The organism is Aeromonas sp. Y293-4 (assembly GCF_027705905.1).
In the GTDB taxonomy this organism is placed as follows: Bacteria; Pseudomonadota; Gammaproteobacteria; order Enterobacterales; family Aeromonadaceae; genus Aeromonas; species Aeromonas veronii.
The window spans coordinates 30,008-56,226 of record NZ_JAPDCI010000021.1 but is presented as its reverse complement, the minus strand read 5'-3'; the positions used below and the strand labels follow the sequence as shown (position 1 = coordinate 56,226).

At 58.9% G+C, this 26,219-nt stretch carries 23 protein-coding genes; 9 read left to right on the top strand and 14 right to left on the bottom strand.

What is annotated here, in order from left to right; translation table 11 throughout:
- The first annotated feature begins 101 nt into the window (after positions 1–101).
- The 8 genes from OKC31_RS18980 (at position 102) to OKC31_RS18945 (ending at position 7,841) form a co-directional block, all read left to right on the top strand.
- Positions 102–914: an SIR2 family protein gene (locus OKC31_RS18980; protein WP_270657414.1), complete on the top strand. Its 813-nt coding sequence runs from the start codon at positions 102–104 to the stop codon at positions 912–914.
- A 196-nt stretch (positions 915–1,110) separates the two neighbouring features.
- A complete protein-coding gene (locus tag OKC31_RS18975) occupies positions 1,111–1,728 on the top strand; it encodes a glutathione S-transferase family protein (RefSeq protein ID WP_270657413.1) in 618 nt (205 codons plus the stop codon).
- 207 nt (positions 1,729–1,935) lie between these two features.
- Positions 1,936–2,355: a D-ribose pyranase gene (gene rbsD, locus OKC31_RS18970; protein WP_247822782.1), complete on the top strand. Its 420-nt coding sequence runs from the start codon at positions 1,936–1,938 to the stop codon at positions 2,353–2,355.
- A gap of 35 nt (positions 2,356–2,390) precedes the next feature.
- Positions 2,391–3,920: a ribose ABC transporter ATP-binding protein RbsA gene (gene rbsA / locus OKC31_RS18965; RefSeq protein ID WP_247822781.1), complete on the top strand. Its 1,530-nt coding sequence runs from the start codon at positions 2,391–2,393 to the stop codon at positions 3,918–3,920.
- Positions 3,917–4,885 (top strand): ribose ABC transporter permease, encoded by a 969-nt coding sequence (rbsC, locus tag OKC31_RS18960; RefSeq protein WP_041207818.1) that lies wholly within the window; start codon positions 3,917–3,919, stop codon positions 4,883–4,885. The genes rbsA and rbsC overlap by 4 nt, the downstream gene beginning before the upstream one ends.
- Before the next feature lie 35 nt (positions 4,886–4,920).
- Positions 4,921–5,796, top strand: a complete 876-nt coding sequence (rbsB, locus tag OKC31_RS18955; RefSeq protein WP_041207819.1) for a ribose ABC transporter substrate-binding protein RbsB — start codon at positions 4,921–4,923, stop codon at positions 5,794–5,796.
- A gap of 108 nt (positions 5,797–5,904) precedes the next feature.
- The gene (gene rbsK / locus OKC31_RS18950) at positions 5,905–6,837 is read left to right on the top strand and encodes a ribokinase (protein WP_247822780.1); all 933 of its coding nucleotides are present in this window, start codon (positions 5,905–5,907) and stop codon (positions 6,835–6,837) included.
- Positions 6,837–7,841 carry a substrate-binding domain-containing protein gene (locus OKC31_RS18945; protein WP_270657411.1) on the top strand — a complete coding sequence of 335 codons (1,005 nt, stop codon included), beginning with the start codon at positions 6,837–6,839 and terminating at the stop codon, positions 7,839–7,841. The genes rbsK and OKC31_RS18945 overlap by 1 nt, the downstream gene beginning before the upstream one ends.
- An 86-nt stretch (positions 7,842–7,927) precedes the next feature.
- On the opposite strand, the gene OKC31_RS18940 is transcribed toward OKC31_RS18945, so the two are convergent.
- The 14 genes from OKC31_RS18940 to OKC31_RS18875 all read right to left on the bottom strand — a co-directional run bounded on the left by OKC31_RS18940 (position 7,928) and on the right by OKC31_RS18875 (position 24,880).
- Positions 7,928–9,577, bottom strand: a complete 1,650-nt coding sequence (locus OKC31_RS18940) for a GGDEF domain-containing protein (RefSeq protein WP_270657409.1) — start codon at positions 9,575–9,577, stop codon at positions 7,928–7,930.
- Complete coding sequence (locus OKC31_RS18935; protein ID WP_270657407.1) at positions 9,577–10,053, bottom strand: hypothetical protein; 477 nt, start codon at positions 10,051–10,053, stop codon at positions 9,577–9,579. Before OKC31_RS18935 ends, OKC31_RS18940 begins: the two co-directional genes overlap by 1 nt.
- A gap of 91 nt (positions 10,054–10,144) precedes the next feature.
- Positions 10,145–10,918, bottom strand: a complete 774-nt coding sequence (gene cobB / locus OKC31_RS18930; RefSeq protein WP_270657405.1) for a Sir2 family NAD+-dependent deacetylase — start codon at positions 10,916–10,918, stop codon at positions 10,145–10,147.
- Positions 10,919–10,978: 60 nt separating this feature from the next.
- The gene (locus OKC31_RS18925; protein ID WP_164536856.1) at positions 10,979–11,620 is read right to left on the bottom strand and encodes a GNAT family N-acetyltransferase; all 642 of its coding nucleotides are present in this window, start codon (positions 11,618–11,620) and stop codon (positions 10,979–10,981) included.
- A gap of 3 nt (positions 11,621–11,623) precedes the next feature.
- Positions 11,624–12,868, bottom strand: a complete 1,245-nt coding sequence (locus tag OKC31_RS18920; protein ID WP_247822775.1) for a response regulator — start codon at positions 12,866–12,868, stop codon at positions 11,624–11,626.
- Positions 12,855–16,844, bottom strand: coding sequence for a response regulator (locus tag OKC31_RS18915; protein WP_270657404.1), 3,990 nt, complete (start codon positions 16,842–16,844; stop codon positions 12,855–12,857). The genes OKC31_RS18920 and OKC31_RS18915 overlap by 14 nt, the downstream gene beginning before the upstream one ends.
- A 15-nt stretch (positions 16,845–16,859) precedes the next feature.
- Positions 16,860–17,156: an integration host factor subunit alpha gene (gene ihfA / locus OKC31_RS18910; protein WP_005300715.1), complete on the bottom strand. Its 297-nt coding sequence runs from the start codon at positions 17,154–17,156 to the stop codon at positions 16,860–16,862.
- 3 nt (positions 17,157–17,159) lie between these two features.
- Positions 17,160–19,547: a phenylalanine--tRNA ligase subunit beta gene (gene pheT, locus OKC31_RS18905; protein WP_270657403.1), complete on the bottom strand. Its 2,388-nt coding sequence runs from the start codon at positions 19,545–19,547 to the stop codon at positions 17,160–17,162.
- Between the two features lie 12 nt (positions 19,548–19,559).
- Positions 19,560–20,543, bottom strand: coding sequence for a phenylalanine--tRNA ligase subunit alpha (gene pheS / locus OKC31_RS18900; RefSeq protein WP_005336686.1), 984 nt, complete (start codon positions 20,541–20,543; stop codon positions 19,560–19,562).
- Between the two features lie 379 nt (positions 20,544–20,922).
- Complete coding sequence (gene rplT / locus OKC31_RS18895; RefSeq protein ID WP_005336687.1) at positions 20,923–21,279, bottom strand: 50S ribosomal protein L20; 357 nt, start codon at positions 21,277–21,279, stop codon at positions 20,923–20,925.
- A gap of 15 nt (positions 21,280–21,294) precedes the next feature.
- The gene (gene rpmI, locus OKC31_RS18890; protein ID WP_005336688.1) at positions 21,295–21,492 is read right to left on the bottom strand and encodes a 50S ribosomal protein L35; all 198 of its coding nucleotides are present in this window, start codon (positions 21,490–21,492) and stop codon (positions 21,295–21,297) included.
- A gap of 86 nt (positions 21,493–21,578) precedes the next feature.
- Positions 21,579–22,109, bottom strand: coding sequence for a translation initiation factor IF-3 (gene infC, locus OKC31_RS18885; protein WP_196783562.1), 531 nt, complete (start codon positions 22,107–22,109; stop codon positions 21,579–21,581).
- A gap of 21 nt (positions 22,110–22,130) precedes the next feature.
- A complete protein-coding gene (gene thrS / locus OKC31_RS18880) occupies positions 22,131–24,059 on the bottom strand; it encodes a threonine--tRNA ligase (protein ID WP_005336690.1) in 1,929 nt (642 codons plus the stop codon).
- A 233-nt stretch (positions 24,060–24,292) separates the two neighbouring features.
- Complete coding sequence (locus OKC31_RS18875) at positions 24,293–24,880, bottom strand: tetratricopeptide repeat protein (protein ID WP_270657402.1); 588 nt, start codon at positions 24,878–24,880, stop codon at positions 24,293–24,295.
- A gap of 173 nt (positions 24,881–25,053) precedes the next feature.
- Here OKC31_RS18875 and OKC31_RS18870 point away from each other — a divergent pair, with 173 nt between their 5' ends.
- Entirely contained in the window at positions 25,054–26,109 is a 1,056-nt protein-coding gene (locus tag OKC31_RS18870) for a PA0069 family radical SAM protein (RefSeq protein ID WP_247822773.1), read from the top strand.
- Positions 26,110–26,219: the final 110 nt, after the last annotated feature.

The following is a 26,219-nucleotide window of genomic DNA, read 5'->3' as shown; positions in this document are numbered from 1 at the left end:
CCTATCTGGAAAAGGTACTGGATGCTGGGTTGGCTAAATTGACCTCAATTTAACAATTTGTTCACGCTCTCACCCTGATTGCTCGGCGTCGTTGTGTAATAATGATCGGGGCTGGAGTTTCTAAAAACTCTTCCAACAAAGATGGCAAAAGACCATCGACATGGGAAGAGTTTTTGAAGATTTGCGCTGTAGAAATCGAAGATGATGGTTGTATTTCAAATTTAATTAAAAATAAAGATTATCTCACTGCCTGCGAAATAATTAAAAAGAAACTTTCAAGAGATGCATTCATTGATAAAGTTCAGCATGAATATCAGCGAGCTGGCTACCGTCCAGCAAAAATTCATGAACACATATATAACCTAGATGTCCCTATTGTTGCCAGCCCTAACTTTGACTGTATTTATGATAATTATGCATCTAGCGTATCCTCTGGCACTGTTGTAATCAAAGATCACACTAGTCCGGACACGGCCAACTATTTATTAGGTGGCAACAACAGACTAATATTGAAAACTCATGGCTCAGCAAACAATCCAGAAAACCTTATATTTACACGACAAGATTATGCTGAGGCAAGGACGAAATACATCCTATTCTATGAGATTTTAAAATCCCTCGTCTTAACACACACATTTCTATTTTTAGGGTGTGGAACAGATGACCCAGACATAAGAACGCTTTTTGAAGATGTTAAGTTTGCTCATGGCCGTACACCATTTCATTTTATGACTATTCCTGCAGGAGAAGTTCATCCTGATGTTTTATCTATTGCATCAGACTCTATGAGAATAAAGTTCCTAGAATATCTACCTGATAATGGGCATGCTGAACTTACAGAGTCACTCGCAGAACTCGTTGAAAAAGTTGAAGAATATAGAACCAGTGAGCTACGAGATTCACTAAATTGGTGAGAGAAGCATAAATGAGCCGCAGCTATCGATAAGGCTGCCAAAGCCGATTAATTCTGCGCTTTTTCATTACCCCTCAGGGGTGTAGATTGGTTGGGGGCAAACGTTGCCCCCTCTCTTTTTTCATGACTGCCCGTGGTGCTCCGCGAAGCAATCTTTCGCCGATATCGCGGGTGGCCTGAGCCAATCAGGAGTATTCATGTCCGATCTGACCCTCTATTTCGCTCCCGGCACCTGTGCCATGGCCGTGCAAATTGCCCTGCTGGAAGCGAATGCCCCGTTTCAACCCCGTCTCGTCAACCTAGCCGCAGGGGAGCAGCGTGATCCTGCGTATCTTGCCATCAACCCCAAAGGGCGGGTGCCTGCCCTTGTCACCGATCAGTGCACCCTGACCGAGACCCCGGCCCTGCTGCTCTATGTGGCGCAGCGCTTCCCCGCAGCCAAGCTGGCACCGCTGGACAACCCGTTCCTGCTGGCCCGCATGCAGGAGGTCAACAGTTTCCTCGCCTCCACCGTGCATGTCTCACACGCCCACGGTCGCCGTGGCAGCCGCTGGGCCGATGACGAACAGGCCATTGCCGCCATGCAGCAGAAAGTCGCCAGCAATATGCGCGATGGCTTTGCCCAGATTGAGCAGCACTATCTGGCCGGTCCCTGGGTACTCGGCGAGCAGTTCAGCGTGGCGGACATCTATCTGTTCGTGGTCGCGGGCTGGCTGAAAAGCGATGGGGTCGAGATCAGTGAATTCCCCAAAGTGGCCGATCATTATCGCCGAATGCTGACCCGTCCGGCGGTCAACAAAGCCCTCTCCAACTAAGTAAAAAATCAATAGAAAGGGTACCGAGGCTCTGCTGGCACCCTTCTTTCTCTTTCCTCCCCCGCCTTTGAGATCGTTTTCACATTTCCGTGGTTTTGCCGTGGCCCTTCCATCCTAAAAAGCCTATCTTTGCGCCATAACGCAACCGGTTGCGTAACCGGTTGCCTGATAAGAAACTGCGATGGCGAAAGCCTGATGAGGTGCTGTATGAAACGAGGCGTACTGCTCAATGCTCCCCTGAGTGCTCTGGTGGCACAGATGGGCCACACCGACGAGATCACCGTCTGCGATGCGGGGCTGCCCATTGCGGCAGGGCCGGAGCGGATCGATCTGGCGTTGATGGCGGGCACCCCCAGCCTCGAAACCGTGCTGACCGCCCTGCTCACCGATCTGGTGGTGGAGAAGGTGATCATGGCGACCGAGATCAAACAGATCAGCCCCGTCGCCCATCAGGCACTGGTCGATCAGCTTGAAGCCCACGCAGCCGCCCAGGGCAAGCCCATCGCCATCGAATACTGCCTGCACGAGGAGTTCAAAACCCGCTCCCGCCAAAGCAAGGCGATCGTGCGCAGCGGCGAGGTGACTCCCTACGCCAACCTGATCCTCTGCGCCGGTGTGGCGTTCTGAATCCTTCAAAGAAGGCCTCTTCAAGGAAGCTGCAAATGAGCACAACCCCCCCCCTCTCACCCATTCTGGAGCTGACCGGGATCGTCAAGACCTTCCCCGGTGTACGCGCCCTCGACGAAGCGGGTCTGCGGGTCTATCCGGGCCAGGTGATGGCCCTGCTCGGTGAAAATGGCGCCGGCAAATCCACCCTGATGAAGGTGCTGACCGGCATCTATCAGGCCGATGCGGGCAGCGTCAGCTATCGCGGTCAATCGGTTCACTTCAAGGGGCCGCGCGACTCTCAGGATCAGGGGATCAGCATCATCCATCAGGAGCTGAACCTGCTGCCGGAGTTGTCTATTGCCGCCAACATCTTCCTCGGTCGCGAACCCCGCACCCGTTTTGGCAGCATCGACCACAAACAGCTGCGCGAGCGGGCGAGCGGCCTGCTGGCGCGACTTGGCGTCAAACATGGGCCGGATACCCGGCTCGGGGATCTCTCCATCGGCGAACAGCAGATGGTGGAAATCGCCAAGGCGCTGTCGTTCGATGCCAGCGTCATCATCATGGACGAGCCGACCGATGCGCTGACCGATACCGAGACCGAGCAACTGTTCAAGGTTATCCGCGAGCTGCGTGAGCAAGGTTGCGGCATCGTCTATATCTCCCACCGCCTCAAGGAGATCTTCGAGATCTGCGATCGGGTCACCGTGCTGCGCGATGGCAAGTGGATTGGCGAAAAGGCGGTGAGCGATCTGGATGAAGACAGGATCATCGAGATGATGGTGGGTCGCCGACTGGAAGAGCAGTACCCGCGCCTTGAGCGCGAACTTGGCCCTGTCAGCCTGCAGGTGAAGGATCTGGCCGGTCCCGGCGTGCGCGGGGTGAGCTTCTCCCTGCGTCAGGGGGAAATTCTGGGCTTTAGCGGCCTGATGGGCTCCGGCCGTACCGAGCTGATGAAGCTTATCTACGGCGCCAGCCCCGTCAGCAGCGGCGAAATCACGGTAGATGGCCACGCGCTGGTGCCAACCAGTCCGGCCGATGGACTGGCCGCTGGCATCGCCTATATCTCCGAAGATCGCAAAGGTGATGGCCTGGTGCTGGAGCTGTCGGTGCGCGAAAACATGAGTCTCTGCGCCCTCGACGAGTTCATCAGCAACGGCAAGATCGACGGCAAGGCCGAACGGCAGGCGGTGAGCGACTATGTGCGCCTCTTCAACATCAAGACCCCGAGTCAGGATCAGCTGATAAAGCTGCTCTCCGGCGGCAACCAGCAGAAGGTGGCCATCGCCAAGGGGCTGTTGACCCGGCCCAAGGTGCTGATCCTCGACGAGCCGACCCGCGGCGTCGACGTGGGGGCGAAAAAGGAAATTTATCAGCTGATCAACCAGTTCAAGAAGGAGGGGATGAGCATCATTCTGGTCTCCTCCGAAATGCCGGAAGTGCTCGGCATGAGCGATCGCATCATGGTGATGCACGAAGGGCGCATCAGCGCAGAGTTCAACACCCGCGATGCCAATCAGGAGAAGCTGATGGCGGCGGCAGTCGGTAAACAGTGGCAAGCAGAGCAAGAGGCAGCACAATGACAACCCAAACCCTTCCCCGCCGCGGCATCATGAACAAGGCCTGGTGGATCGAGAACAAATCCCTGGTCGCCCTGCTGGTGCTGATTGGTGTCGTCTCCGCGCTCAATCCCAACTTCTTCAGCGTCGACAACCTGCTCAACATCCTGCGCCAGACCTCGGTCAACGCCATCATGGCGGTCGGCATGACGCTGGTTATCCTCACCGCCGGTATCGATCTGTCGGTTGGCTCGGTGCTGGCCCTGTGCGGTGCGCTGGCGGCGACTATGGTGGCGATGGAGCTGCCGATCTGGCTGGTGGTGCCCCTCACTCTGGGTGCCGGCGCCCTGCTTGGCGGCGTCAGCGGTCTCATCATTGCCAAGGGCAAGGTGCAAGCCTTTATCGCCACCTTGGTCACCATGACTGCCCTGCGCGGCATCACCATGGTCTATACCGAGGGTCGCCCCATCTCCACCGGTTTCAGTGATGGCGCCGATCACTTCGCCTGGCTGGGTACCGGCTATCTGCTCGGTCTGCCGGTCCCCATCTGGTTGATGGCCATCGTCTTCCTGCTCGCCTGGTTCATGCTCAACCATACCCGCCTCGGTCGCTACATCTACGCGCTGGGCGGCAACGAATCGGCCACCCGTCTCTCCGGCATCAATGTGGATCGGGTGAAGCTGGCGGTGTATGGTCTGTGCGGCGCGCTCTCGGCACTGGCAGGTCTTATCGTCACCTCCCGTCTCTCCTCTGCCCAGCCGACCGCCGGCATGGGTTACGAGCTGGACGCCATCGCCGCCGTAGTGCTGGGTGGTACCAGCCTGATGGGGGGCAAGGGCCGCATCATGGGCACCCTGATAGGTGCCTTGATCATCGGCTTCCTGAACAACGCCCTCAACCTGCTCGATGTCAGCTCCTATTACCAGATGATCGCCAAGGCGAGCGTGATCTTGCTTGCCGTGATGGTCGACAACAAAAGTACCCGATAACAACGTAAAACACGCCACACACAAGGAATGAAATGATGAAAAAGCTCAATACCCTGCTCGCTGCCGCCATCATGTCCGTGCTGGGCACCGCCCAGGCTGCCGACCATACCCTGGCGATGGTGGTCTCCACCCTCAACAACCCCTTCTTCGTCACCATGAAGGAGGGGGCCGAAGCCAAGGCCAAGGAGCTTGGCTACGAGCTGGTGGTGCTGGACTCCCAGAATGACCCGGCCAAAGAGCTCTCCAACATGGAAGATCTCACCGTGCGCAAGGTCAACGCCATCCTGATCAACCCGACCGACTCCGAAGCGGTGGGCAACGCCATCCGTCTGGCCAACCGCGCCAACATCCCGGTACTGACTCTGGACCGCGGCGCCGCGCAGGGTGAGGTCAAGGCTCACATTGCTTCTGACAACGTGGCGGGTGGCAAGTTGGCCGGTGACTTCATCACCGAAAAACTGGGTACCGGTGCCAAGGTCATTCAGCTGGAAGGGATTGCCGGCACCTCCGCCGCCCGTGACCGTGGCGAAGGCTTTGCCCTGGCCGTGGCGGCCAACAAGCTGCAGGTGCTGGCTTCCCAGCCGGCCGACTTTGACCGTACCAAGGGTCTGAACGTCATGGAAAATCTGCTGGCGGCCCACCCGACCGTACAGGCCGTGTTCGCCCAGAACGACGAGATGGCGCTGGGTGCCATCCGTGCGGTGCAGGCAGCCGGTAAAGAGGTGATGATCGTCGGCTTCGACGGCACTGACGATGGCAAAGCCGCCGTTGCCAAGGGTAAACTGGCCGCCACCGTGGCCCAGCAGCCCGCACTGATCGGTGCCATCGGCGTCGAGACTGCCGACAAGGTGCTCAAGGGTCAGCCGGTGGAGAAATCTATTCCGGTACCGCTGCAAGTAGTTAGCAAGTAAGTTCTCGAGGGGAGGTTCGCCTCCCCTTTTCCCTCTCGTTAACGTGCCTCCCGGCTTGGGCTCACTCCATCACAGTGTTCAAGCCAAGATGCATCAGGAGTAGTCAACATGAATCGTCTCGTCGTTCTGGGCAGTGTCAATGCAGACCACGTGCTGCGCGTTCCCCACTTTCCTCGCCCGGGTGAAACCCTGACCGGTCACAGCTATCAGGTGGTGCCCGGTGGCAAGGGAGCCAATCAGGCGGTTGCTGCCGCACGCCTTGGCGCCCCCGTCTCCTTTATCGCCCGCATCGGTGATGATGCCATCGGCCACCAGATGAAGAGCGGTTTTGCCAAAGACGGTATTGACGTCAGTGCCGTCGAGCTCGATCCCGAGCTCCCGACCGGTATCGCCATCATCTATGTGAGCGATGAGGGGGAGAACAGCATAGGTATCTCCGCCGAAGCCAACGGGGCCATCACCCCTGCCGTGGTGAAAAACCACGAAGCGATGATCGCCGACGCCCACACCCTGCTGTTGCAGCTGGAAGTGCCGCTCGAGAGCGTCCACGAAGCTGCACGCCTGGCTCGCGCCCACGGCACCCGGGTGGTGCTCAACCCCGCCCCTGCCCGTCCGCTCTCAAGCGAACTGTTGGCACTGGTCGACCTTATCACCCCCAACCAGACCGAGGCCGAGCTGTTGACCGGCGTAAAAGTCACCGACGAAACGAGCGCCCGCGAGGCGGCCGCCCGCTTCCACCAGATGGGCATTGCGGACGTGATGCTCACCCTGGGCGCACAAGGGGTCTATTGCAGCAACGCCCAGCAACAACAGCTGATCCCGGGCTTTAGGGTCAAGGCGGTGGATACCACTGCCGCGGGCGATACCTTCAACGGCGCTCTGCTGGCGGCGGAACTGGCCGGTGCCGATTTCCACAGCGCGGTACGCTTTGCCCACGGGGCGGCGGCACTCTCCGTCACCCGGTTCGGCGCCCAGAGCTCCATCCCGAGCAAGCAGGAGGTCGACACCTTCCTGCTTGAGCAGACTGCGCAGGGGCACTGATGGCCAATATCAAGGAGGTGGCGGCGCTGGCGGGGGTATCAACCACCACCGTCTCCCACGTCATCAACGAGACGCGCTTCGTCGCCGAGGAGACCCGCAAGCGGGTTTTTGCGGCCATGCGCGAGCTCAACTATGCCCCGAGCCTGGTGGCCCGCAGCCTCAAGGTGAAGGAGACCAACAGTATCGGCATGCTGGTCACCACCTCCAGCAACCCCTTCTTTGCCGAGGTGGTACGCGGGGTGGAGCGTTACTGCTTCGAGCAGGGCTACAACCTGATGCTGGGCAACACCGAAGGTCAGGCGGAAACAGCCCTCTCCTACCTCAAGATGATGCTGCGCAAGCGGGTCGATGGCCTGCTGATCATGTGTAGCGAAGGACAGCAAGAGGTGTTCAACCAGCTCGACTGGCTCAAGAGCCTGCCGGTGGTGGTGATGGATTGGGGACTGGTCAGCGAGGATGTGGATCTTATCGCCGACAACTCCTTCCACGGTGGTTATCTCGCGACCCGCCATCTGATTGAGCTGGGCCACACCGCCATCGGTTGTATCACAGGCCCCCACAGCCGCGCCCCCGCCAACCAGCGCCAAGCTGGCTTTGAGCAGGCGTTGCAGGAGGCAGGTCTCACGCTCAATCCTGACTGGATCCAGGAGGGGGACTTTGATTGCGCCAGCGGCCATCAGGCGATGACTCGTCTGCTGGCATTGCCCGAGCGTCCCACCGCCCTCTTTGTCTGCAACGACATGATGGCGATGGGGGCCATCAGTGCCGCCCATCAGGCCGGGCTGGTGATCCCGCGGGATATCTCCATCGTTGGCTATGACAATGTGGCGCTGGCCGAATTTTTGTCGCCGCCGCTCACCACCGTCAACCAGCCCAAAGAGGAGCTGGGGCGCCTCGCCGTCACCCGCCTGTTGGCGCGTATCAACGGCGAGGCAGTGGAGAATCACCTGATCACTGTCGACCCCGACCTGGTGATCAGACAATCTTGCGCGCCCTGCCCCTGACGTTCAGGGGCAATAAAAGAACAAGGCGACCCCGAGGTCGCCTTGTGTCATTTTGTCTCTTGCCAGTGCAATACCGCTTTTTGCCCTCAGGGCAGCGACCGGGTCTCCCTGGCTGCCAGCACTTGCAGTGGCACCAGCCCCAATCGTCTGGCCAGAGGTTGCAGCAACTCGCCATCTTCATCACCCTGCGGCAGCCAGTAGCGGACAGGCCAGCCGGCTGCCAGCTGCGCCGAGGTGGCACTGCCAATCTCTCTGAGCGCCAGAGTGCAACCCTGCTGCCGCAATCCCGCCAGCAAGGCACTATCCTGCTGCAGCGTCGGTATCAGCAACACCAGCGGCGTACGGGAAGCCTCCGGCAAATAGGCCAGTAGATGGGTCAGCTGGGCCTGATTGTCGAGCGGGACCAGCAGTGCCCGACCATCGGCATACTGCGCCTCGTGTGTTTGCAGCACACGGGCCAACACGGGCCCCAGTACGCCGCACTCCTGCAGCCAGCGCATCTGGCAGGGCGCCCCCAGCTCACGCCACTCAAGCGCCAATTGCCACATCTCGTTGCCCTGTCCGTCCGTCAGCGCCTGCAATGCCACTCGCAGCGGTGCAGGCTCGCGCCCCGCCAGCCACTCTCGCAGCTGATGAAGCTGCTGCTGACTCAACTGCAACTGCTGCAGCATGGCAGGCTCAAACCAGCTGATCGCCCCCTCCTGGCTACGCTTGGCCTGGTTGAGGGCCAGGATGGCCTGATCCAGCAACCGGGCGGCATCCTGTTGCTGCGCCTTGGCGACCCCGAGTCGACAGGCCAGATCGAAGCTGCACTCCCGGGTCACGAACTCGAAATGGAGCAGATCCACCAGCTCATGAATGGCGGTTTCCTGCGCATCATCCGCCTTGGTCAGCACCACGGCAAATTCGTCACCACCGAGCCGGTAAGCGTGACTGCCATGGGCCTGTTGCAGCTTGTTGGCCACCATCTGCAACAACCGATCACCGACCTGATAACCCAGCAGATCATTGACCTGCTTGAAGCGCTTGAGATCGAGCACCACCAAAGCGCTCACCTCGCCGGCATGCTGAGCGCGAGAGAGCTGCTCCTGCAGGGCACGGCGGTTGCCAAGCTGGGTCAGGGGATCGAGCAGGGCAAGCCGACGGTTCGCCAGATTGGCGCGAATGAGGGCTGCGACCAGAGCGCCACCGGTCAGCAACAGGATCAGTTGCCAGATCTGCAGCCAGAACAGGCTGTTGCGGATCTGGCTGACCGAATGCTCCCGCTCCTGGCCGGAGAGGATCTGATCCCCTATCTGTTCGACGAGACGGGTCTGGCTGGCGATCGCCTCCTGCAAGCGGGCAAGCTCAGCCCCCTCGCGCAGCGCACCGGCCTCCATCTGGGGTTCGAGCTGCTTGATCTGCTCGAACAGGGTGGCCAGCACTTTGCCGAGCCCGTGCCGCTGGCGCATCTCGGCGGTTTCACTGCTGATGAGGAAGATATCGAGCCGGTTCCACAGCAGATCGTAATCGAGGCTCAGGGTCTCCATCGACAGTCTGCCAGCCCGATAGAGCTGCAGATCGTAGAGGAAACGCTGGGATTCGAGCATCACCTGGCTGATGTTCCAGTGGACATTGCGGTAGAAAGTATCGACCAGCTGCTCCTGCCGATACTGCAGATAGAGGCTGCTGCCGGACGAGAGCAGAAACAGCAGCGACACCGCAACCAACAGCAGATTTTGGCGGGATAGCCCCATCAATCGACGATCTCGATGCGGGTCACCTGCCACACCATGCAGTTGTGAATGGCAGGGACGTCCAGCTTGGGATAGGTGGTGAACGGGATGAGCAGCCAGAGCGGCCCCTTGTTGCGCCGGGTCAGCGGTTTGCCGTCCTCCTGACGCACCAATGTCAGCGGCACGCCGTCGAACAGGGCCAGATCCACCACCTGCTGATAGCCGTTGAGGGCCGAAATGGCGATCTTGCGAGCATCCGGGATCCCTTGCGCCGCCAGCACGGCTGACAGGGTCGGCCCGCGATAGTAGTGGGCGCCCTGAGTCCAGGGGGTAGTGGTAGTGAATTCGGTCTGTGGCAAGGCGGAGAGGGCCGCCTCATCGAGGGTCACCTGCTGGCCATCTGGCAGTATCAGGGTCATCAGGGGGATGGAGGCCGATGCACTGGCACTGGCCAGCATCAGGAGAAAAAAAGCGATCCATTGCTTTACTGCGGTCATGGTAATTTGCGCCAACTGCGTCCCATTTTTTTAATGGTTGCCAGTGTGGCGATTTCACCGAACCATTGCAACTGTCCCGTAGCACAGTAGCTCAGGGACCACGCATCTCCATCCAGTTGTGCCCCTCGACTTGCCTCGGTTGATGAATGCCGCACGCCTCCAGCAACTCATCGACATAGGCGGGCACCAGCAGGGAGGCAGGGCCATAGCGTTTTTCGTCAAACTGGCTACCCACCTCGCTCGGCTCGAGATTGAGCTCGATGGTGTGGGCTCCGTTCAATCCCGCTTCATGGACAAACCCGGCGGCCGGATAGACAGCGCCAGAGGTGCCGATGGAGATAAAGAGATCGCACTGGGCAAGCGCGTTGTAGATGCGATCCAGCCCGAGCGGCATCTCGCCAAACCAGACCACATGGGGACGCATCGGCTGAGGGAACTGGCAGCAGGAGCAGAGCTCGTCCTGATGGAGATCACCGCGCCACTCGATCACCTGACCGGACTCGGGACAGCGGGCCTTGAGCAGCTCCCCGTGCATATGGATAAGGTTCTTGCTGCCAGCGCTCTCGTGCAGATTGTCGATGTTCTGGGTGACCAGGGTGACCGTGCCGGGCAGCAGTCGCTCGAGGCGGGCCAGCGCATAGTGGGCCGGATTGGGGTGAACCTGGGGCTGTTGCAGCTGTTTGCGGCGGGAGTTGTAAAAGCGCAGCACCAGTTCGGGATCCCGGGCATACCCCTCGGGGGTCGCCACATCCTCGACCTTGTGCTCTTCCCACAAACCATCGCAGGCACGAAAGGTCTTGATGCCGGATTCGGCAGAGATCCCCGCTCCGGTCAGGATCACGATATGTTTATATGACTGCGCCATAAGCTGCTCCGTCTATCCCCGCACAATAAATGTGACCTTAGCACAGGGAAAAAAGTGTCACTATTCGCCCTTGGTCTTAAGCGGCGCCGCTGGCGGTGCGGGTAACCAGGCATCCAGTACCGACAGATCCAGCCTGACAAAGACCATCTCCCGCCCGGTTACCAGGGTCAGCGGCAAGCCAAGGCGCTTGAGCAGGGTCAGCATCGGCCGGTTCTGGGCCAGCACTTCCGCCGTCCACTCCCGGATCCCGTCCGCCCTGGCCAGCAGTGCCAGCGCCAGCAGAATGCGCCGCCCCGCCCCCTTGTGCTGGAAGTGATCCGCCACGATGCAGGAGAACTCCGCCCGATCGGGATGAAGGCGACGGCGGATTGATTGCGCCTGAGCCAGCGGCTCACCGGCCAGATCGGTCAGCAGCAGCGAAATCTGTTGTTCGGGGTGGTAATTGAGAAATTGGGCCACCTGTTCCGGTGGCGGTGTCCGTTTCGGGCGCATAAAGCGCAGATAGATGCTCTCTTCACTCAATGCATCGTAAGCGGCCAGCATGCGGGCAGGCGCCACACCATGTAGCTCGCGCAGCAGGCAAGGCACCCCGGAGACCTCCATAGCCAGTGGCAGCTCGGCCCGGGAAACCGGATGGGGCCAGCCCTCCAGCCCTTTGCCAAGGCGCTCCCGGTGCATGGGCCAGCAGAGGTAGCGCGGCATGGCTTACCAGCGCCCCGTCATACCGCGCTCTCGCCACACCTCGACGTCGAGCAGGTTGTAAGGATCATCCAGATAGACGGCGATCCCCAGCTCCCGAACCCGGGCCATAAAACGCCCCAGCAGGGAGTCACCGGTCAAGGACTCCATCTCCGGCAAGATCCCCTGCCCCAGCAGCAAGGCTTGCAGCGGCAAACGCTCCAGCAGATCGAATGGCAGATGCTGGCTGTTATCGAGCAGCAGCGCCAGCTTGCTCCCCGCCAGACTGGCTTGCAGCACCAGCGCGAAACGATCGGCATTGCCGAGCAGGTGGTCTCGACGGTGGATCAGCAGGGTCAGTTCGGCTGGGGTGCGCGACTGCTCCGTCAGCCAATCCTTGAGCGCCTCCCAGCGGCTGGGCAAACCCGTCACCGCCAGCCAGACCGGATGAGGGGTCGCGGGACTGGAGAGCAGCCCAAGCTGACCCTGCACCTCCCCCTGCCACCGGCGGATGGTGCGGCGTTGGCCGCTCAAGCGCTGTTGACGCAGCGGGCCCAGATAGAGTCGACGCAGCAACCTGAGCAGCTCGTCGCAATCAAGCGGCTTGGCCAGCGCCGCCAGAATATTGAAACCGGCATCGTGCAGCAGGCGGCGGGCACCGTCGATCAGCGTCTGCTCATGGGCCGAAAGCAGCACAATGGGCAGCCCGGCCTTCTGCAACTGGGGCTGGTTCATCAGCAAACTGATGGCATCTTGCTCCACCAGACTGAGATCGCACACCAGCAGGCTGATGTCGCCCGCCGACAATGCCGCAAGGCAGGCCGATTCATCCTGTACCCACTGACAGGAGAGCCCCAACCCGGCGATGGTCTGTTGCAGTTGCATCCCCTGAAACGGGTGATCCTCGAGCAGCAGCACCTTGTTAGCGGCCAGCCAGTTGCACCAGTTACGGTAACTGGCGGCAAGCCCCCCCAGCCAATCCTCGCCGATAGCGTAAATTCCCTCATGCTGCTGCAACTGGGGGAAGTAGTCCGCCTGCTGATGAGCGGCGGGGTCGTAAAGTGCGATGGCGCCGGCCGCAAACAGCCCTTCCCACTGCCAGCAGGCATCCGGTCGGGTACGGTGCAGCGTGACATAGGAGGGCAATATCATGGTGCTGGCCAACTCATGGGCGGTGCTGTCGAGGGCATAGAGCACAATGGGGCAAAATCCTGCCGCCTCATGCTCTTCCGAATCGAGCAACGCCAGTAATTCTTCATCAGTGATGATCATCTTGAGCCCTCGTTGAAAACTGCTGGCTGAACTCATCCAGTGCCCGGTTCAATCTGACTTGCAGCATCGGATGGGGCGCCTGTTGCCACTCTTCAATGACCGCCACCAACGCAGTCGCCCCTACCATTCTGGCGGCCCCCTTCAACTTGTGTAAAGCAGCATTCACGCCAACTTCATCTTCTTCTGTGCTGCAGCGCTCAAGTTCGGCCAAATCATCACGGGTAGCCTTCAGATAAAGGGCGGCCAGTTCATCGGTCAGCAGCGAGGCAACCGGTGTCGGGGAGACAACATTGCTCCCCTCTTTGGCAATATGGCGCAGCAAGGTCGCCAGCTCCTTGAGAGCGACCGGCTTGTCCAGATGGCCATCGCAACCGCAGGATTGCAGCTCCCTTGCCGCCTGATCACTGAGATCTGCGGTGATCACATAGACCGGCAGACGGGCCCAACGGGCGGATTGGCGCAATTGCCTGCACAGCTCAGCCCCGTTCATCACCGGCATCTGCAGATCGGTCAGCACAAAATCCACCTCCTGCTGTGCCAGCATCTCCAGCGCCAGCTGCCCGTTGGCGGCAGTGATAACGCTGGCACCAAGTTGCCCCAGTTGCAGGCTGATCAGCTCGCGATTGACATCGTGATCTTCAACCAGCAGTACCCGCATGCCGAGCCCGGGCTGGGTGCCAGCGACCGGTTGATCCGGGGTCAGCCGTGGCTGCAGCAGGGTGATGATGGTCCCGGGAACCCAGGACTCCCCTTGCCAGGCCCAATAGTAGAGCCCCTTCTCGTCCACCTCCGCTTGCAGCGTATCAACAGCGTTGCTGACGGTGGAGATCCCCAAGCGACTGAGCCAGGGCGACAGCGCTTGCGCCTCATCGTGGGGTAAAGAGAGTGCCAGCTGCCGCACATTGGGCAGCCAGTCCGGCTCCTGCTGCACCCGCTTCAGGGGCAACTCGCAATAGAAGCGGCTACCACCACCGGCACGCCCCTCGACATCGATAAGACCCCCCATCTGCTCGATCAGCTGCTTGCAGATCGCCAGACCAAGACCGGTGCCCGGCGCCCGCAGCTGACCTTCAACGGCAAACTGCTCGAACGGCATAAAGAGCGTGGTGCGCATCTTGGCGGTGATCCCCGGCCCCTGATCATCCACACCGAAGCGCAAGGTTGATGCGGCCACCTCGGCCCACAGCACCACTTCCCCACGCAGGCTGAACTTGATGGCATTGGATAGCAGGTTGTGGAGCACTTGCCGTACCCGGTGAGGGTCGAGGGTCTGCAGGGCTGGCAGAGCCGGGTCCAACGTAAGGCGCAGTTGCAATCCCTTGGCCCGCGCCTTGGTCCAGTGCACCGCCGCCACGTGCTCACACAGCTCGGCAAAATCGGTGGGCTGGGGCGAGAGGGAGAGTTTGCTGTTTTCGTTGCGGCTAAAGTCGAGCACATCGTTGAGCAGGCCGAGCAGCTCATCCCCCGCCTGACGCACCCGCGCCAGCGCAGAGTCTTGCTCTTTCGACAAAGGAGTGCTGGCCAGCCACTCCAGCAAGCCGAGCATGGCGTTCATCGGCGTGCGGATCTCGTGGCTGATGGCGGCCAGAAAGCGCCCCTTGGCCAGCACTGCCTGTTGCGCCTGCTCATGGGAGTGCTGCAATGCCTGATCCTGCTCGACCCGGGCAGTGGCATCCTGCATCACCGCATAAATTCGCCAACCCTGTGTTTGACTGCGGCCACGGCCATAGAGCTGCAACCAGCGCAGACCCTTGGTCGGATGGTGGTAGCGCATGGTGAATGCGAAGGGTTTGCCAGCCTGCAACATGGCGAACATCTCACGGCTTACCCGGCGGCGATCCTCGCGCTCCAGCATAGTGAGCACCCGTTTGGGCTCACGACGGATCTGCTGACTCGCCAGCCCCAGCAGCTCGTAACAGCCCCGGCTGATAAACTCGATACCCCCTACCCGTCCCCGCTCGAACATAAACTGCAGCACCACGCCGGGAACGGTATTGGTCAGGGCGCGCAGGCGGCGCTCTGCCTGACGCAGAAAACGGGCCTGCTCACGCAGCACACTGATATCCGACAGGGCGATAAGATCGGTGGCGGGTGCTTGCTTGTCCAGCCGCAGCGGATGCTGGGCATAGGCGAAGACCTGATCCCCCAGCACCAGCTCCCCTTCGCTCTTTTGCGGCTGCACCGGCGGCAGCATCAACTGCTGCGAATAGCGCAGGGCCAGACGTCGCCCCTGTTTATTGGATTTGATCACCTTGCCCTGGCTGTTGCGCAGATAGACGGGCACCGGCAACGCCTGAAACATGGTTTCCCGCAGCTCGCTCTCGATGGCCAGCGCCTTCTCGGCGGCGTGACGCTGGGCCACTTCCCTCGCCAGTTGCTGGCGGGAGCGCCAGATCCCGCCGATGACAATGCCGCTGATCAGCAGTGCCATGGCGATGGAGCCAAACCAGGCGGCGTAGCTCACGCCGGGCTGCTGCACGACGAGCAAGCGGCGCCAGCGCTGGTTAAGTTCGTCGATCTGGGTGCTGGTCAGCGCCATCAGGTTGCGATCCATCACCCCGGCCAGTTCGGTCTGACTCTTGTTGATGGCAAAGCCAAGACTGAAGCGATCTTCCAGCTCCTCGATATCGAGCCCTTCCAGCAAGTTGGTACGCTGGGGATATTGCAGCTGATATAGCTCGCTCAGCATGGCGTCAGCCTTGCCCTGTTTGATCGCGGCAAGCCCCTGCTCGAGGCCGTCGGTGCGAACCCACTCCTGATCACCGAGCAGGGCGAGCAAGGAGGGATCGTAGAGGGACTCCGGCACCAGAATACGCTGCCGCTTGAGTTGGGTGATGCGATCGGCAGCCAGCTTGCGCTTGCTGATCAAGGCAAACCGGTTGGTGGAGATCGTCCGACTGAAAATGAACTGATCCGTCAATGCCGGGGATTCCGGCAAGCCGGCCATCATATCCGCCTCACCACGGCGCAGCTTTTCTACGGCCTCCGCCTTGCTGGCGGCAGACACCAGCTTGTATTTCAGGCCTGTCTCCTGGGTGACCCAGCGCAGCACATCCGCGCTCCACCCTTTCGCCTCCCCCAGATCATTGACGCCGCTATAGGGCATCAACTCGGGATTGACCACCAGGCGAATGGTGCGACCGCGGCCGGATAACCAGGCCTGCTCGGTATCGCTGAAGTGGGGTTGGTTGACGTAGAGCGATCCCTGATCGAGATAGCGAGCCAGATCGGTATAGATAGTACCGGCGGGCATATGACGGATCAGGGTGTCCACCAGATTGGCCAACTCAGGCTGATCGCGCATCATCAGGCGATAGCTGATGATCCGATCCTCACCAAACAGGCGGCGCAGGCGCAAACCATCGGCAGGAAACTCGCGCATCAGATAGCGCAGTTGCAGATAGTCCCCCAGATAGGCATCACCCTTGCCACTCTGCAGCGCGTCGTAGACCTTCTCTCCGCTTTTTAGGGAAATAATGCGTGCCTGGGGATAGAGCTCGTGCAGCAGGCGGGCAGAGTCTGCCACCGAGTAGACCAGAAAGCGGGCCTGTTTGAGATTTTCACCCTTGTAGAGGATGGCGGCATCGGTCTCCATCATCGGACGACTTAACCGCATGCCCTCCACGGCCTTCTTGCGGGTTCCGACATAGGGAATGATGTCACAGTCACCCTCTGCGAGCCCGTTGCGCAATGTCTGCCAATCGGGCAACTCTTTGAGCACGAGGGGAACCGGGAATAGCTCCTGCAACCGGGCGAGGCGATCCTTGAGCAGTCCCCCCTCGGCCATCAGGTATGGTGGAGGAAGCGTCGCAGGATAGCAGAGCGAAAGCTGACTCAGTGAATTTACATAAGCTTGGGTCGCCGGCGCCAACGGCAGCACTGTGGTCTGCAAAGGCTTGGCGTGCAATGGCAGTGCCAGTACGGCACCCAGAAGAAAAACGGGGAATTTGGTCATCTGAAAACAAAAGCCAGGCATCAGCCTGGCTTTTTATCACTCGTTGGGTTCAACATTTTCTACCCTGGCCTTGAGCTTCTGGCCAGGCCGGAAGGTCACCACGCGGCGGGCGCTGATCGGAATATCCTCGCCCGTCTTGGGGTTGCGTCCGGGACGCTGATTCTTCTCACGAAGGTCAAAGTTACCGAAGCCTGAAATCTTGACTTGTTCACCACGCTCAAGCGCCTGTCGGATTTCCTCAAAGAAGGCTTCCACCATATCTTTGGCTTCACGCTTGCTCATCCCGAGCTGGGTGAACAGGTGCTCTGCAATGTCGGCTTTGGTAAGCGCCATAGATCAATCCCTCAAGGATGCATTCAACTCTTCACCAAGGGCCCGCACGACATTGTCTACGGTCTCGGCAATCTCTTTCTCCTCCAGGGTGCGCTGGGTGTCTTGCAATACAAGACTGATGGCCAGGCTCTTCTTGTCCTCTGCCATACCAGCACCCTGGTATACGTCAAACAAGTTTATTCCAACTACCTGATTTCCGCCAACTTTTTTAATTACCGCAAGCACATCACCTGCCAGAACCTGACGATCGACCACGACGGCGATGTCGCGACGGTTCGCCGGGAACTTGGAAACTTCGGCAGCCACAGGCACCTTGGCCGGGGTCAGCTTGTCCAGCTCCAGCTCAAACATCACCGCGCGGCTCTTCAGACCCAGCTTCTTCTCGAGGCTCGGGTGGATCACGCCGATGTGGCCGATGATCTCGCCATTACGCAGGATGGCTGCGCTCTGGCCCGGGTGCAGGGCGCTGTGCTCGGTACGCTCGAAGGTAAAGGTGGCCCCTTCGGCGGTCAAATCCAGCACCGCTTCCAGATCCCCTTTCAAATCAAAGAAGTCGGCTGCGCGGGTTTTGATGTCCCAGTGCTCGTCGCTCTGGTTGCCAGTGATGATACCGGCCAGCATCGGCTCCTGACGGATGCCATTCTCGGCGCTTTCATCCTTGATGAAACGCAGACCCTGTTCAAACAGACGCACACGCGGCTGCTGACGGTTCTGGTTGTAAACGACGGCCTGCACCAGACCCGGGAACAGAGAGACACGCATGGCGGACATCTCGACCGAGATCGGGTTCGGCAGTACGATGGCATCGCTCTGCGGGAACAGGGTTTGCTGGGTCTTGGGATCGACGAAGCTGTAGGTGATCGCTTCCTGGAAACCGCGGTCAACCAGCAGGTCGCGCACGCGCTTCAGGGTCACCTGCCCTTCTGCCTGCTCCACCATCGCCAGAGAGGCGGCCGGTTTCAGGTTCGGGATGTTGTTGTAGCCGTAGATGCGAGCCACTTCCTCGATGAGGTCTTCCTCGATGGCGATATCGAAACGCCAGGAGGGTGCCAGCGCAGTCCAACCGTCAGCATCCACAGTAACCTGCATGCCAAGGCGAGTCAGGATCTCGACCACCTGAGCATCCGCCACGCTGATACCGATCACCTTGTCGAGCTTGCTGCGACGCAGCTTGATGGGTGCCGCTTTCGGCAGATGAGCATCGGATTTGACCTCGATGACCGGACCCGCTTCGCCGCCGCAGATGTCCAGCAGCAGGCGAGTTGCACGGTCCATCACCTTGGCTTGCAGCTGCGGATCCACCCCGCGCTCGAAGCGGTGGGAGGAGTCGGTGTGCAGACCGTAAGCACGAGCACGGCCAGTGATGGAGAGCGGCGCAAAGAAGGCGCACTCCAGCAGGATGTCGGTGGTGGTCTCGGATACACCGGTGCGGTTACCGCCGAAGATCCCGGCCATGCAGGCAGGGCCTTTGGCATCAGCAATCACCAGGGTGGTCTCTTTGAGCTTCACTTCGTTGCCATCGAGCAGGGTCATCGGCTCATCGGCGTGGGCACGACGCACCACCAGTTCCCCTTCCAGGGTAGCCAGATCGAAGGCGTGCATCGGCTGACCGTATTCCAGCAGCAGGTAGTTGGTGATGTCGACGATGGCGTCGATGGAACGAATGCCGCCACGGCGTAGCTTCTCTTGCATCCAGAGCGGGCTCTGGGCCTGCAAGTTCAGCCCTTTGATGACGCGGCCCAGATAACGGGGGCAATCAGCTGGTGCTTCAACCCGGATCGGGAAAGTTGCATCAATGGTGGCAACAGCTGGTGCCCAGGTCGGCTCGACCACGTCCACGCTGTTAAGCACGCCAATTTCACGGGCCAGACCGGCGATACCGAGGCAATCGGCACGGTTCGGAGTCAGATCCACATCGATGGAGACGTCGTTCAGATTGAGGTAGTCGCGAATATCGGTACCGATGGGGGCATCGGCCGGCAGCTCGATGATGCCATCGGCTTCAACGTCGATACCCAGCTCACTGAAAGAGCAGAGCATGCCGTGGGACGGCTGGCCACGCAGCTTGGCTTTCTTGATGGTGAAATCACCCGGCAGGGTCGCCCCTACTTTGGCCACGCACACTTTGAGGCCCTGACGGCAGTTCGGCGCGCCACAGACGATGTCCAGCAGCTCGGCTTCACGCACGTTGACCTTGGTCACCCGCAGCTTGTCGGCGTCAGGATGCTGGGCGCATTCGACCACTTCACCCACGACCACATTGTTGAACTGGCCAGCCACCGCTTCCACGGCGTCCACTTCCAGACCGGCCATGGTGATCTGCTCGGCCAGCGCGTTGTCACTCAACTCGGTGCGGACCCACTCCATCACCCAGGATTTACTGAATTTCATGTTCTCTCGCCCTTACTTGAACTGCTTGAGGAAGCGCAGGTCGTTTTCGAAGAAGGCACGCAGGTCGTTGACCCCGTAACGCAGCATGGTCAGGCGCTCAACGCCCATGCCGAAGGCAAAGCCCGAGTATTTTTCCGGATCGATGCCGACCGAACGCAGTACGTTCGGGTGAACCATGCCGCAGCCCAGCACTTCCAGCCACTTGCCGTTCTTGCCCATCACGTCCACTTCAGCGCTCGGCTCGGTGAACGGGAAATAGGAAGGACGGAAGCGAATGGTCAGGTCTTCCTCGAAGTAGTTGCGCAGGAAGTCGTGCAGAATGCCCTTCAGCTCGGTAAAGCTGGCATGCTCGTCAACCAGCAGGCCTTCAACCTGATGGAACATCGGGGTGTGGGTCATGTCGTAGTCGTTACGATAGACGCGGCCCGGTGCAATGATGCGGATCGGCGGCTGCTGATGCTCCATGGTGCGGATCTGCACACCGGAGGTGTGGGTACGCAGCATCAGATCAGGATTGAAGTAGAAGGTATCGTGATCGGTACGCGCCGGGTGATGAGCCGGAATGTTCAGCGCATCGAAGTTGTGGAAGCCATCTTCAATCTCGGGACCACGGGCAACCTTGAAGCCCATCTCGCCAAACAGGCGCTCGATGCGCTCGATGGTGCGGGTTACCGGGTGCAGACCGCCATTCTCGATGCGACGGCCCGGCAGGCTGACGTCGATGGTCTCGGCAGCCAGCTTCTGGTTCAGCACAGCAACTTCGAGCGCTTCACGACGCTCGTTCAGCGCATCCTGAACCTGCTGTTTGGCCTGGTTGATCACGGCGCCCGCGGCGGGACGCTCTTCGGCAGACAAGGCACCCAGGCCCTTCATCTGCTCGGTAAAAAAGCCCTTTTTACCCAGATATTTGACCCGGATTTCGTCGAGGGTAGCGATATCGCTCACGCCCTCAATTTCGGCTCTGGCTTGGCCGACTACTTCTTCAAGCTGTTGCATGTCTTCCTCGTCACCACTCCCGGTACAGGAGCCTTTAGGCTAAATAAGGTCAAGAGGGGAATAATACAAAAAAAGCCCCTTCGCTGACCATAGCTAAGGTGGGCTTTTCTCCCTACAAATCATTTTGTTATATCAAGCGAGTCTCATCGGCTCACCGTCACTCTTGAAATAGTAGAACAAATATCTAGTTTGTTGGCATATGAAGCTTTTGTAGAACAGGTCATCTCGCACTTATCACCTTATGTGGAGAAATATGTAGCGCGTGTAAAACAGCGGACAGAATATGGACGAGGAAAAAGAAAAAATGATGTAAAACAGATGGTTATAGATACAAAAAAGGAGGCCTGAGCCTCCTTTTAGCGTTTATAACAGAACTGGATTAAACCAGAGCTGCTTTAGCTTTTTCAACCAGGGCGGTGAAAGCCATTTTGTCGTGAACGGCGATATCGGACAGGATCTTGCGATCGATCTCGATAGAAGCCTTCTTCAGACCGTTGATCAGACGGCTGTAGGACAGACCGTTCTGACGGGCTGCAGCGTTGATACGCGCAATCCACAGCTGACGGAACTGACGCTTTTTCTGGCGACGGTCACGGTAGGCATACTGACCAGCTTTGGTTACCGCTTGTACCGCTACGCGGTAAACACGGGAACGGGCGCCGTAGTAACCTTTGGCGGCTTTCATTACTTTCTTGTGACGAGCTCGAGCAGTCACACCACGTTTAACTCTTGGCATTTTTCACATCCCCCCTTATGCGTACGGCAGACAAGCGACAACACGTTTGTGGTCGGCAGCAGAAACCATGAATTTCGGCCCCAGCTGACGCTTACGCTTGCTGCTCTTCTTGGTCAGGATGTGACGCAGGTGGTTGTGCTTGCACTTGAAGCGACCCGAGCCAGTCTTTTTGAAGCGCTTTGCAGCACCCCGGTTGGTTTTCATCTTCGGCATTTCATACTCCGCATTGTGAGTGACAACAAAATCGCAAGGCGAACCAACTCATGGGGCAAGCCCCATGAGTCAATTTCTTGTGGGCCTTAAGATTTCTTCTTAGGTGCGAGGACCATCACAGCTTGACGGCCTTCGACTTTCGGGAACGACTCAACTACGGCCAACTCTTCCAGATCGTTCTTGACGCGCTCCAGAACCTTGATACCAAGATCCTGGTGTGCCATTTCACGACCACGGAAGCGCAGGGTGACCTTAGCCTTGTCCCCGTCTTCCAGAAAGCGAACCAGGTTGCGTAGTTTTACCTGATAGTCGCCTTCGTCAGTGCCAGGACGGAATTTGATTTCCTTGACCTGGACGACTTTCTGCTTTTTCTTCTGTTCTTTGGTTGTTTTGCTCTTTTCGTAGAGGAATTTGCCGTAATCCATGATCCGGCAAACGGGCGGCTCAGCATTTGGACTGATCTCTACCAGATCAACTCCGGCCTCTGCGGCCAAGTTCAGAGCATCCTGAATGGAGGTGATGCCAATGGCTTCACCATCCAGACCAGTCAGACGAACTTCTTTCAGACGGATCTCTTCATTGATCCGGTGAGCGCGGGCTTGCGGTTGCTTGCCCAGTTTTTTTCCGCCTTTTATAGCTTATTCCTCCACTTTCTTTTGTCCGCGGGTCTGAACTTCCTGGGTCAACAGAGCGATGAACTCTTCAACAGGATAAGTGCCCAGGTCAGCCCCTTTACGAGTCCGTACTGCAATCTTACCGGCTTCAACTTCTTTATCGCCGCAGACCAGCATGAAAGGTACTCGCTTCAAAGTATGCTCGCGGATTTTAAAGCCAATCTTCTCATTTCTCAAGTCCGCTTTTGCGCGAAGGCCCGCATCATTCAATGCTTTGGCTACTTTCACCGCATAATCGGCCTGATTGTCCGTGATATTCATGACCACAGCCTGAGTCGGTGCCAACCAGGTCGGGAACAGACCGGCGTACTCTTCAGTCAGAATACCGATGAAGCGCTCGATAGAACCCAAGATAGCCCGGTGGATCATCACAGGTACATGGCGATCGTTGTTTTCGCCCACATAAGTGGCACCCAGACGACCAGGCAGGGCAAAGTCGAGCTGCACGGTACCACATTGCCACGCACGATCAAGGCAATCGTGCAGGGTAAATTCAATTTTGGGACCGTAGAACGCCCCTTCACCCGGCTGCAGATCGTACTTCAGACCGTTGAGTTCCAGCGCTTCGGCCAGGGCTTTCTCGGCACGATCCCACATCTCGTCGGAGCCGATACGCTGCTCGGGACGAGTGGAGAGCTTGACCACGATGTTCTCGAAGCCAAAGGTACCATAGACGTCATAGACCATACGAATACAGCCGGAGACCTCTTCCATGATCTGCTCTTCGGTACAGAAGATGTGAGCGTCATCCTGAGTGAAGCCGCGCACCCGCATCAGACCGTGCAGGGAACCGGACGGCTCGTTGCGGTGGCAGGAACCAAACTCGGCCATCCGCAGCGGCAGATCGCGGTAGGACTTCAGACCCTGGTTGAAGATCTGGACGTGACCCGGGCAGTTCATCGGCTTGATGGCGTACTCGCGGTTTTCGGACTGGGTGGTGAACATGGCCTGGGCATACTTCTCCCAGTGACCTGAACGCTCCCACAGGACGCGGTCCATCATGAACGGACCTTTCACTTCCTGATAGTCGTACTCTTTGAGCTTGCCGCGGATAAAGGTTTCCAGCTCACGGAAGATGGTCCAGCCATCGTTGTGCCAGAACACCATACCGGGTGCTTCTTCCTGCATGTGATACAGGTCGAGCTGCTTGCCGATCTTGCGGTGGTCGCGCTTGGCGGCCTCTTCCAGACGCTGCAGATAAGCCTTGAGCTGCTTCTTGTCAGCCCAGGCAGTACCGTAGATACGCTGCAGCATCTTGTTGTTGGAGTCGCCACGCCAGTAGGCGCCGGACATCTTCAGCAACTTGAAGTGGTGGCAGTGACGCATGTTGGGCACGTGCGGGCCGCGACACATGTCGATGTACTCTTCGTGATGATAGAGACCTGGCTGGTCATCACGGGCAATGTTCTGATCCAGGATTTCGACTTTGTAAGACTCGCCGCGCGCCTCGAATACATCGCGCGCTTCTTGCCAGGAGACTTTCTTCTTGATGACGTCGTAATCCTTGGCTACCAGCGCCAGCATGCGCTCTTCCAGGGCAGCCAGATCTTCATCGGTCAGGGTACGGTCAAGATCAACGTCATAGTAGAAGCCGTTGTCGATGACAGGACCGATGGCCATCTTGGTCTGGGGCCAGAGTTGCTTGATAGCATGACCCAGCAAGTGAGCGCAGGAGTGGCGCAGGATGTCCAGACCTTCTTCGTCTTTGGCGGTGATGATGGCCAGCGCAGCATCGGCTTCGATCAGCTCGCATGCATCCACCAGTTCACCGTTTACCCGACCGGCAATGCACGCCTTGGCGAGACCGGGACCGATGTCCGCAGCCACATCCATGACGGAAACAGAGTGGGCAAATTGACGTTGGCTGCCGTCAGGCAGAGTAATGATTGGCATTATGTGTTTCCTTATACAGTGGTGACCCCTACCAAAGGTCACATGCGGGATGGAAAAGAGATTCAAAAAGGTGATGTTCTGGTTCTCCACAGCACTTTGCGAAGACGGCCTGACACGCAAACAGCATGTCTAACATGACAAACCAAGCCAAAACGGCCCCCATGCTACCAGAAGTCGGGCGTGCTGTATCGGATTTGCAGATATTTTCTACAGTCAAATTAGTCGCCTACCGACTATTCGCCAAGCAGGGATTGCCAGTTGAAGTCAAAGTCACTGCTCCCCTCCTCTGCCAGCGCCAGCTCTTGCAGCACCTGAAGCGCCAGCTTGTTGCCCTTTTGTGCCGCCTGATAGAGCCACTGTTTCGCCTGAGCCAGATCGACCCTGCCGCTGACCCCCATCAGATGAAGCACACCGACTTTCAGCATGGCCGGGACATCACCATTGCGGGCAGCCTGCTCCATCCAGTGAAAGGCTTGGCGCAGATCTCGCTTGACCCCGACACCGCGCAGATAGAGCTCTGCCAGCCGATATTGGCCGAAAGGATCCCCTGCCAGCGCCGACTGGCGATAGAGGCTGATGGCCTGATGGATATCCTGCTCGCTCCCCTGCCCCACTTCATGGCTCCAGCCCATCAAGGCTTGCGCCCGAGGTTGGCCTTGATCGGCCAGTGGCGACCAGATCCGGGTCGCCTCATCGAAATGACCGGTACGCCAGGCACGGTTGGCAGCAGCCATCTCCTGCTCGGTGGAGAGCGGAAGCAGACGCCAGATAACAAGGGCAAGCAGACCGATAAACAGCCAGCGGGAAGTGGTGGGTCTCATGATGATTTCCGTGATCCAGTTCTCATTTCGTCTATGTAAACGAAATGTAGCGCCGCGATCAAGCAAGAGATCCCTACGACAACCCTTTTTGCACCCGGTCGATCAGCAGTTGTTGTCATTTATCCGGTGCACCTGCAAAATGACTGTATGTATAAACAGTATCGGTGCACACCATGGCAGGACGAGGCAGCCCCTACAATATCGATCACCGTTTTAGCGGCCCCCTTGTCGAAGCGGTTGATGACGGCTGGCAATCGTCCGATTGGGATGCCGCCTTTACTCCTTCTGTGCCTGGCACCGAGGTGCGGGAGATTGATGCACGCAGCATCATCAGCTACAACAGCTCGCCGGATGTCCCCTTTGGTCGCTCCATCAACCCCTATCAGGGGTGCGAACACGGCTGCATCTACTGCTATGCCAGACCCAGCCATGCCTATCTGGAGCTCTCCCCCGGCCTCGATTTCGAGAGCAAGCTGTTTGCCAAACGCAATGCAGCCGACCTGCTGCGCCGGGAGTTTGCCAAACCGGCCTATCAGCCACAGACCATCTTCATTGGCGCCAATACCGACCCCTATCAACCCGTCGAGCAGCGCTATCGCCTCACTCGCCAGTTGCTGGAAGTGATGCTGGCCCACCGCCATCCGGTCGGGCTCATTACCAAGAGCGCCATGATCTTGCGCGACCTCGATCTGTTGACCGAGCTGGCCAGAGAGGGACTGTGTCAGGTGATGGTGTCGGTGACGACCTTGAACGAAACCCTGCGCCGACAGCTGGAGCCCCGCGCCAGCACGGGTGCAGGCCGCTTGAAAGTGATCGAGAAGCTGGCCAACGCTGGCGTGCAGGTGGGGGTACTGGCCGCCCCCATGATCCCGCGGCTCAATGAACCGGAGCTGGAGCAGATCATCAAATCGGCTGCCGAGGCTGGCGCCAGTTGCGCCGATTACATCCTGCTGCGCCTGCCCCACGAGCTGGCGCCGCTATTTGATGACTGGCTCGATACCCACTATCCGGGCCAGAAGGAGGCTATTTTGAATCAGTTGCGAGCCAGCCGCGGTGGCGGGCTCAACAGTACCGCCTTCGGTACCCGCATGCGCGGTGAGGGGCACTTTGCCGATCTGCTGGCCCAGCGCTTTCGCCTTATCAGCAAGCGCCTCGATCTGGGCAAACGTCATATTCAGCTCAGGCTGGATGGGTTTATCCGCCCCGGGGAGCAGCTGTCGCTCTTCTAATCCCCCTGCTCACGCCCTTCACACATCAGGCGTGCCAAGAGGTTGAGAGGAAGGCCTGCCGCAACACATCCTGTGGAAACCCCGCTTTTCAGAATTTTCCAACGAAGTAG

Excerpts from the sequence above, each read along its gene's own strand:
- OKC31_RS18980 (WP_270657414.1), top strand. The coding sequence starts at position 102 with ATGATCGGGGCTGGAGTTTCTAAAAACTCTTCCAACAAAGATGGCAAA.
- OKC31_RS18975 (WP_270657413.1), top strand. The coding sequence starts at position 1,111 with ATGTCCGATCTGACCCTCTATTTCGCTCCCGGCACCTGTGCCATGGCC.
- rbsD (WP_247822782.1), top strand. The coding sequence starts at position 1,936 with ATGAAACGAGGCGTACTGCTCAATGCTCCCCTGAGTGCTCTGGTGGCA.
- rbsA (WP_247822781.1), top strand. The coding sequence starts at position 2,391 with ATGAGCACAACCCCCCCCCTCTCACCCATTCTGGAGCTGACCGGGATC.
- rbsC (WP_041207818.1), top strand. The coding sequence starts at position 3,917 with ATGACAACCCAAACCCTTCCCCGCCGCGGCATCATGAACAAGGCCTGG.
- rbsB (WP_041207819.1), top strand. The coding sequence starts at position 4,921 with ATGAAAAAGCTCAATACCCTGCTCGCTGCCGCCATCATGTCCGTGCTG.
- rbsK (WP_247822780.1), top strand. The coding sequence starts at position 5,905 with ATGAATCGTCTCGTCGTTCTGGGCAGTGTCAATGCAGACCACGTGCTG.
- OKC31_RS18945 (WP_270657411.1), top strand. The coding sequence starts at position 6,837 with ATGGCCAATATCAAGGAGGTGGCGGCGCTGGCGGGGGTATCAACCACC.
- OKC31_RS18940 (WP_270657409.1), bottom strand. The coding sequence starts at position 9,577 with ATGGGGCTATCCCGCCAAAATCTGCTGTTGGTTGCGGTGTCGCTGCTG.
- OKC31_RS18935 (WP_270657407.1), bottom strand. The coding sequence starts at position 10,053 with ATGACCGCAGTAAAGCAATGGATCGCTTTTTTTCTCCTGATGCTGGCC.
- cobB (WP_270657405.1), bottom strand. The coding sequence starts at position 10,918 with ATGGCGCAGTCATATAAACATATCGTGATCCTGACCGGAGCGGGGATC.
- OKC31_RS18925 (WP_164536856.1), bottom strand. The coding sequence starts at position 11,620 with ATGCCGCGCTACCTCTGCTGGCCCATGCACCGGGAGCGCCTTGGCAAA.
- OKC31_RS18920 (WP_247822775.1), bottom strand. The coding sequence starts at position 12,868 with ATGATCATCACTGATGAAGAATTACTGGCGTTGCTCGATTCGGAAGAG.
- OKC31_RS18915 (WP_270657404.1), bottom strand. The coding sequence starts at position 16,844 with ATGCCTGGCTTTTGTTTTCAGATGACCAAATTCCCCGTTTTTCTTCTG.
- ihfA (WP_005300715.1), bottom strand. The coding sequence starts at position 17,156 with ATGGCGCTTACCAAAGCCGACATTGCAGAGCACCTGTTCACCCAGCTC.
- pheT (WP_270657403.1), bottom strand. The coding sequence starts at position 19,547 with ATGAAATTCAGTAAATCCTGGGTGATGGAGTGGGTCCGCACCGAGTTG.
- pheS (WP_005336686.1), bottom strand. The coding sequence starts at position 20,543 with ATGCAACAGCTTGAAGAAGTAGTCGGCCAAGCCAGAGCCGAAATTGAG.
- rplT (WP_005336687.1), bottom strand. The coding sequence starts at position 21,279 with ATGCCAAGAGTTAAACGTGGTGTGACTGCTCGAGCTCGTCACAAGAAA.
- rpmI (WP_005336688.1), bottom strand. The coding sequence starts at position 21,492 with ATGCCGAAGATGAAAACCAACCGGGGTGCTGCAAAGCGCTTCAAAAAG.
- thrS (WP_005336690.1), bottom strand. The coding sequence starts at position 24,059 with ATGCCAATCATTACTCTGCCTGACGGCAGCCAACGTCAATTTGCCCAC.
- OKC31_RS18875 (WP_270657402.1), bottom strand. The coding sequence starts at position 24,880 with ATGAGACCCACCACTTCCCGCTGGCTGTTTATCGGTCTGCTTGCCCTT.
- OKC31_RS18870 (WP_247822773.1), top strand. The coding sequence starts at position 25,054 with ATGGCAGGACGAGGCAGCCCCTACAATATCGATCACCGTTTTAGCGGC.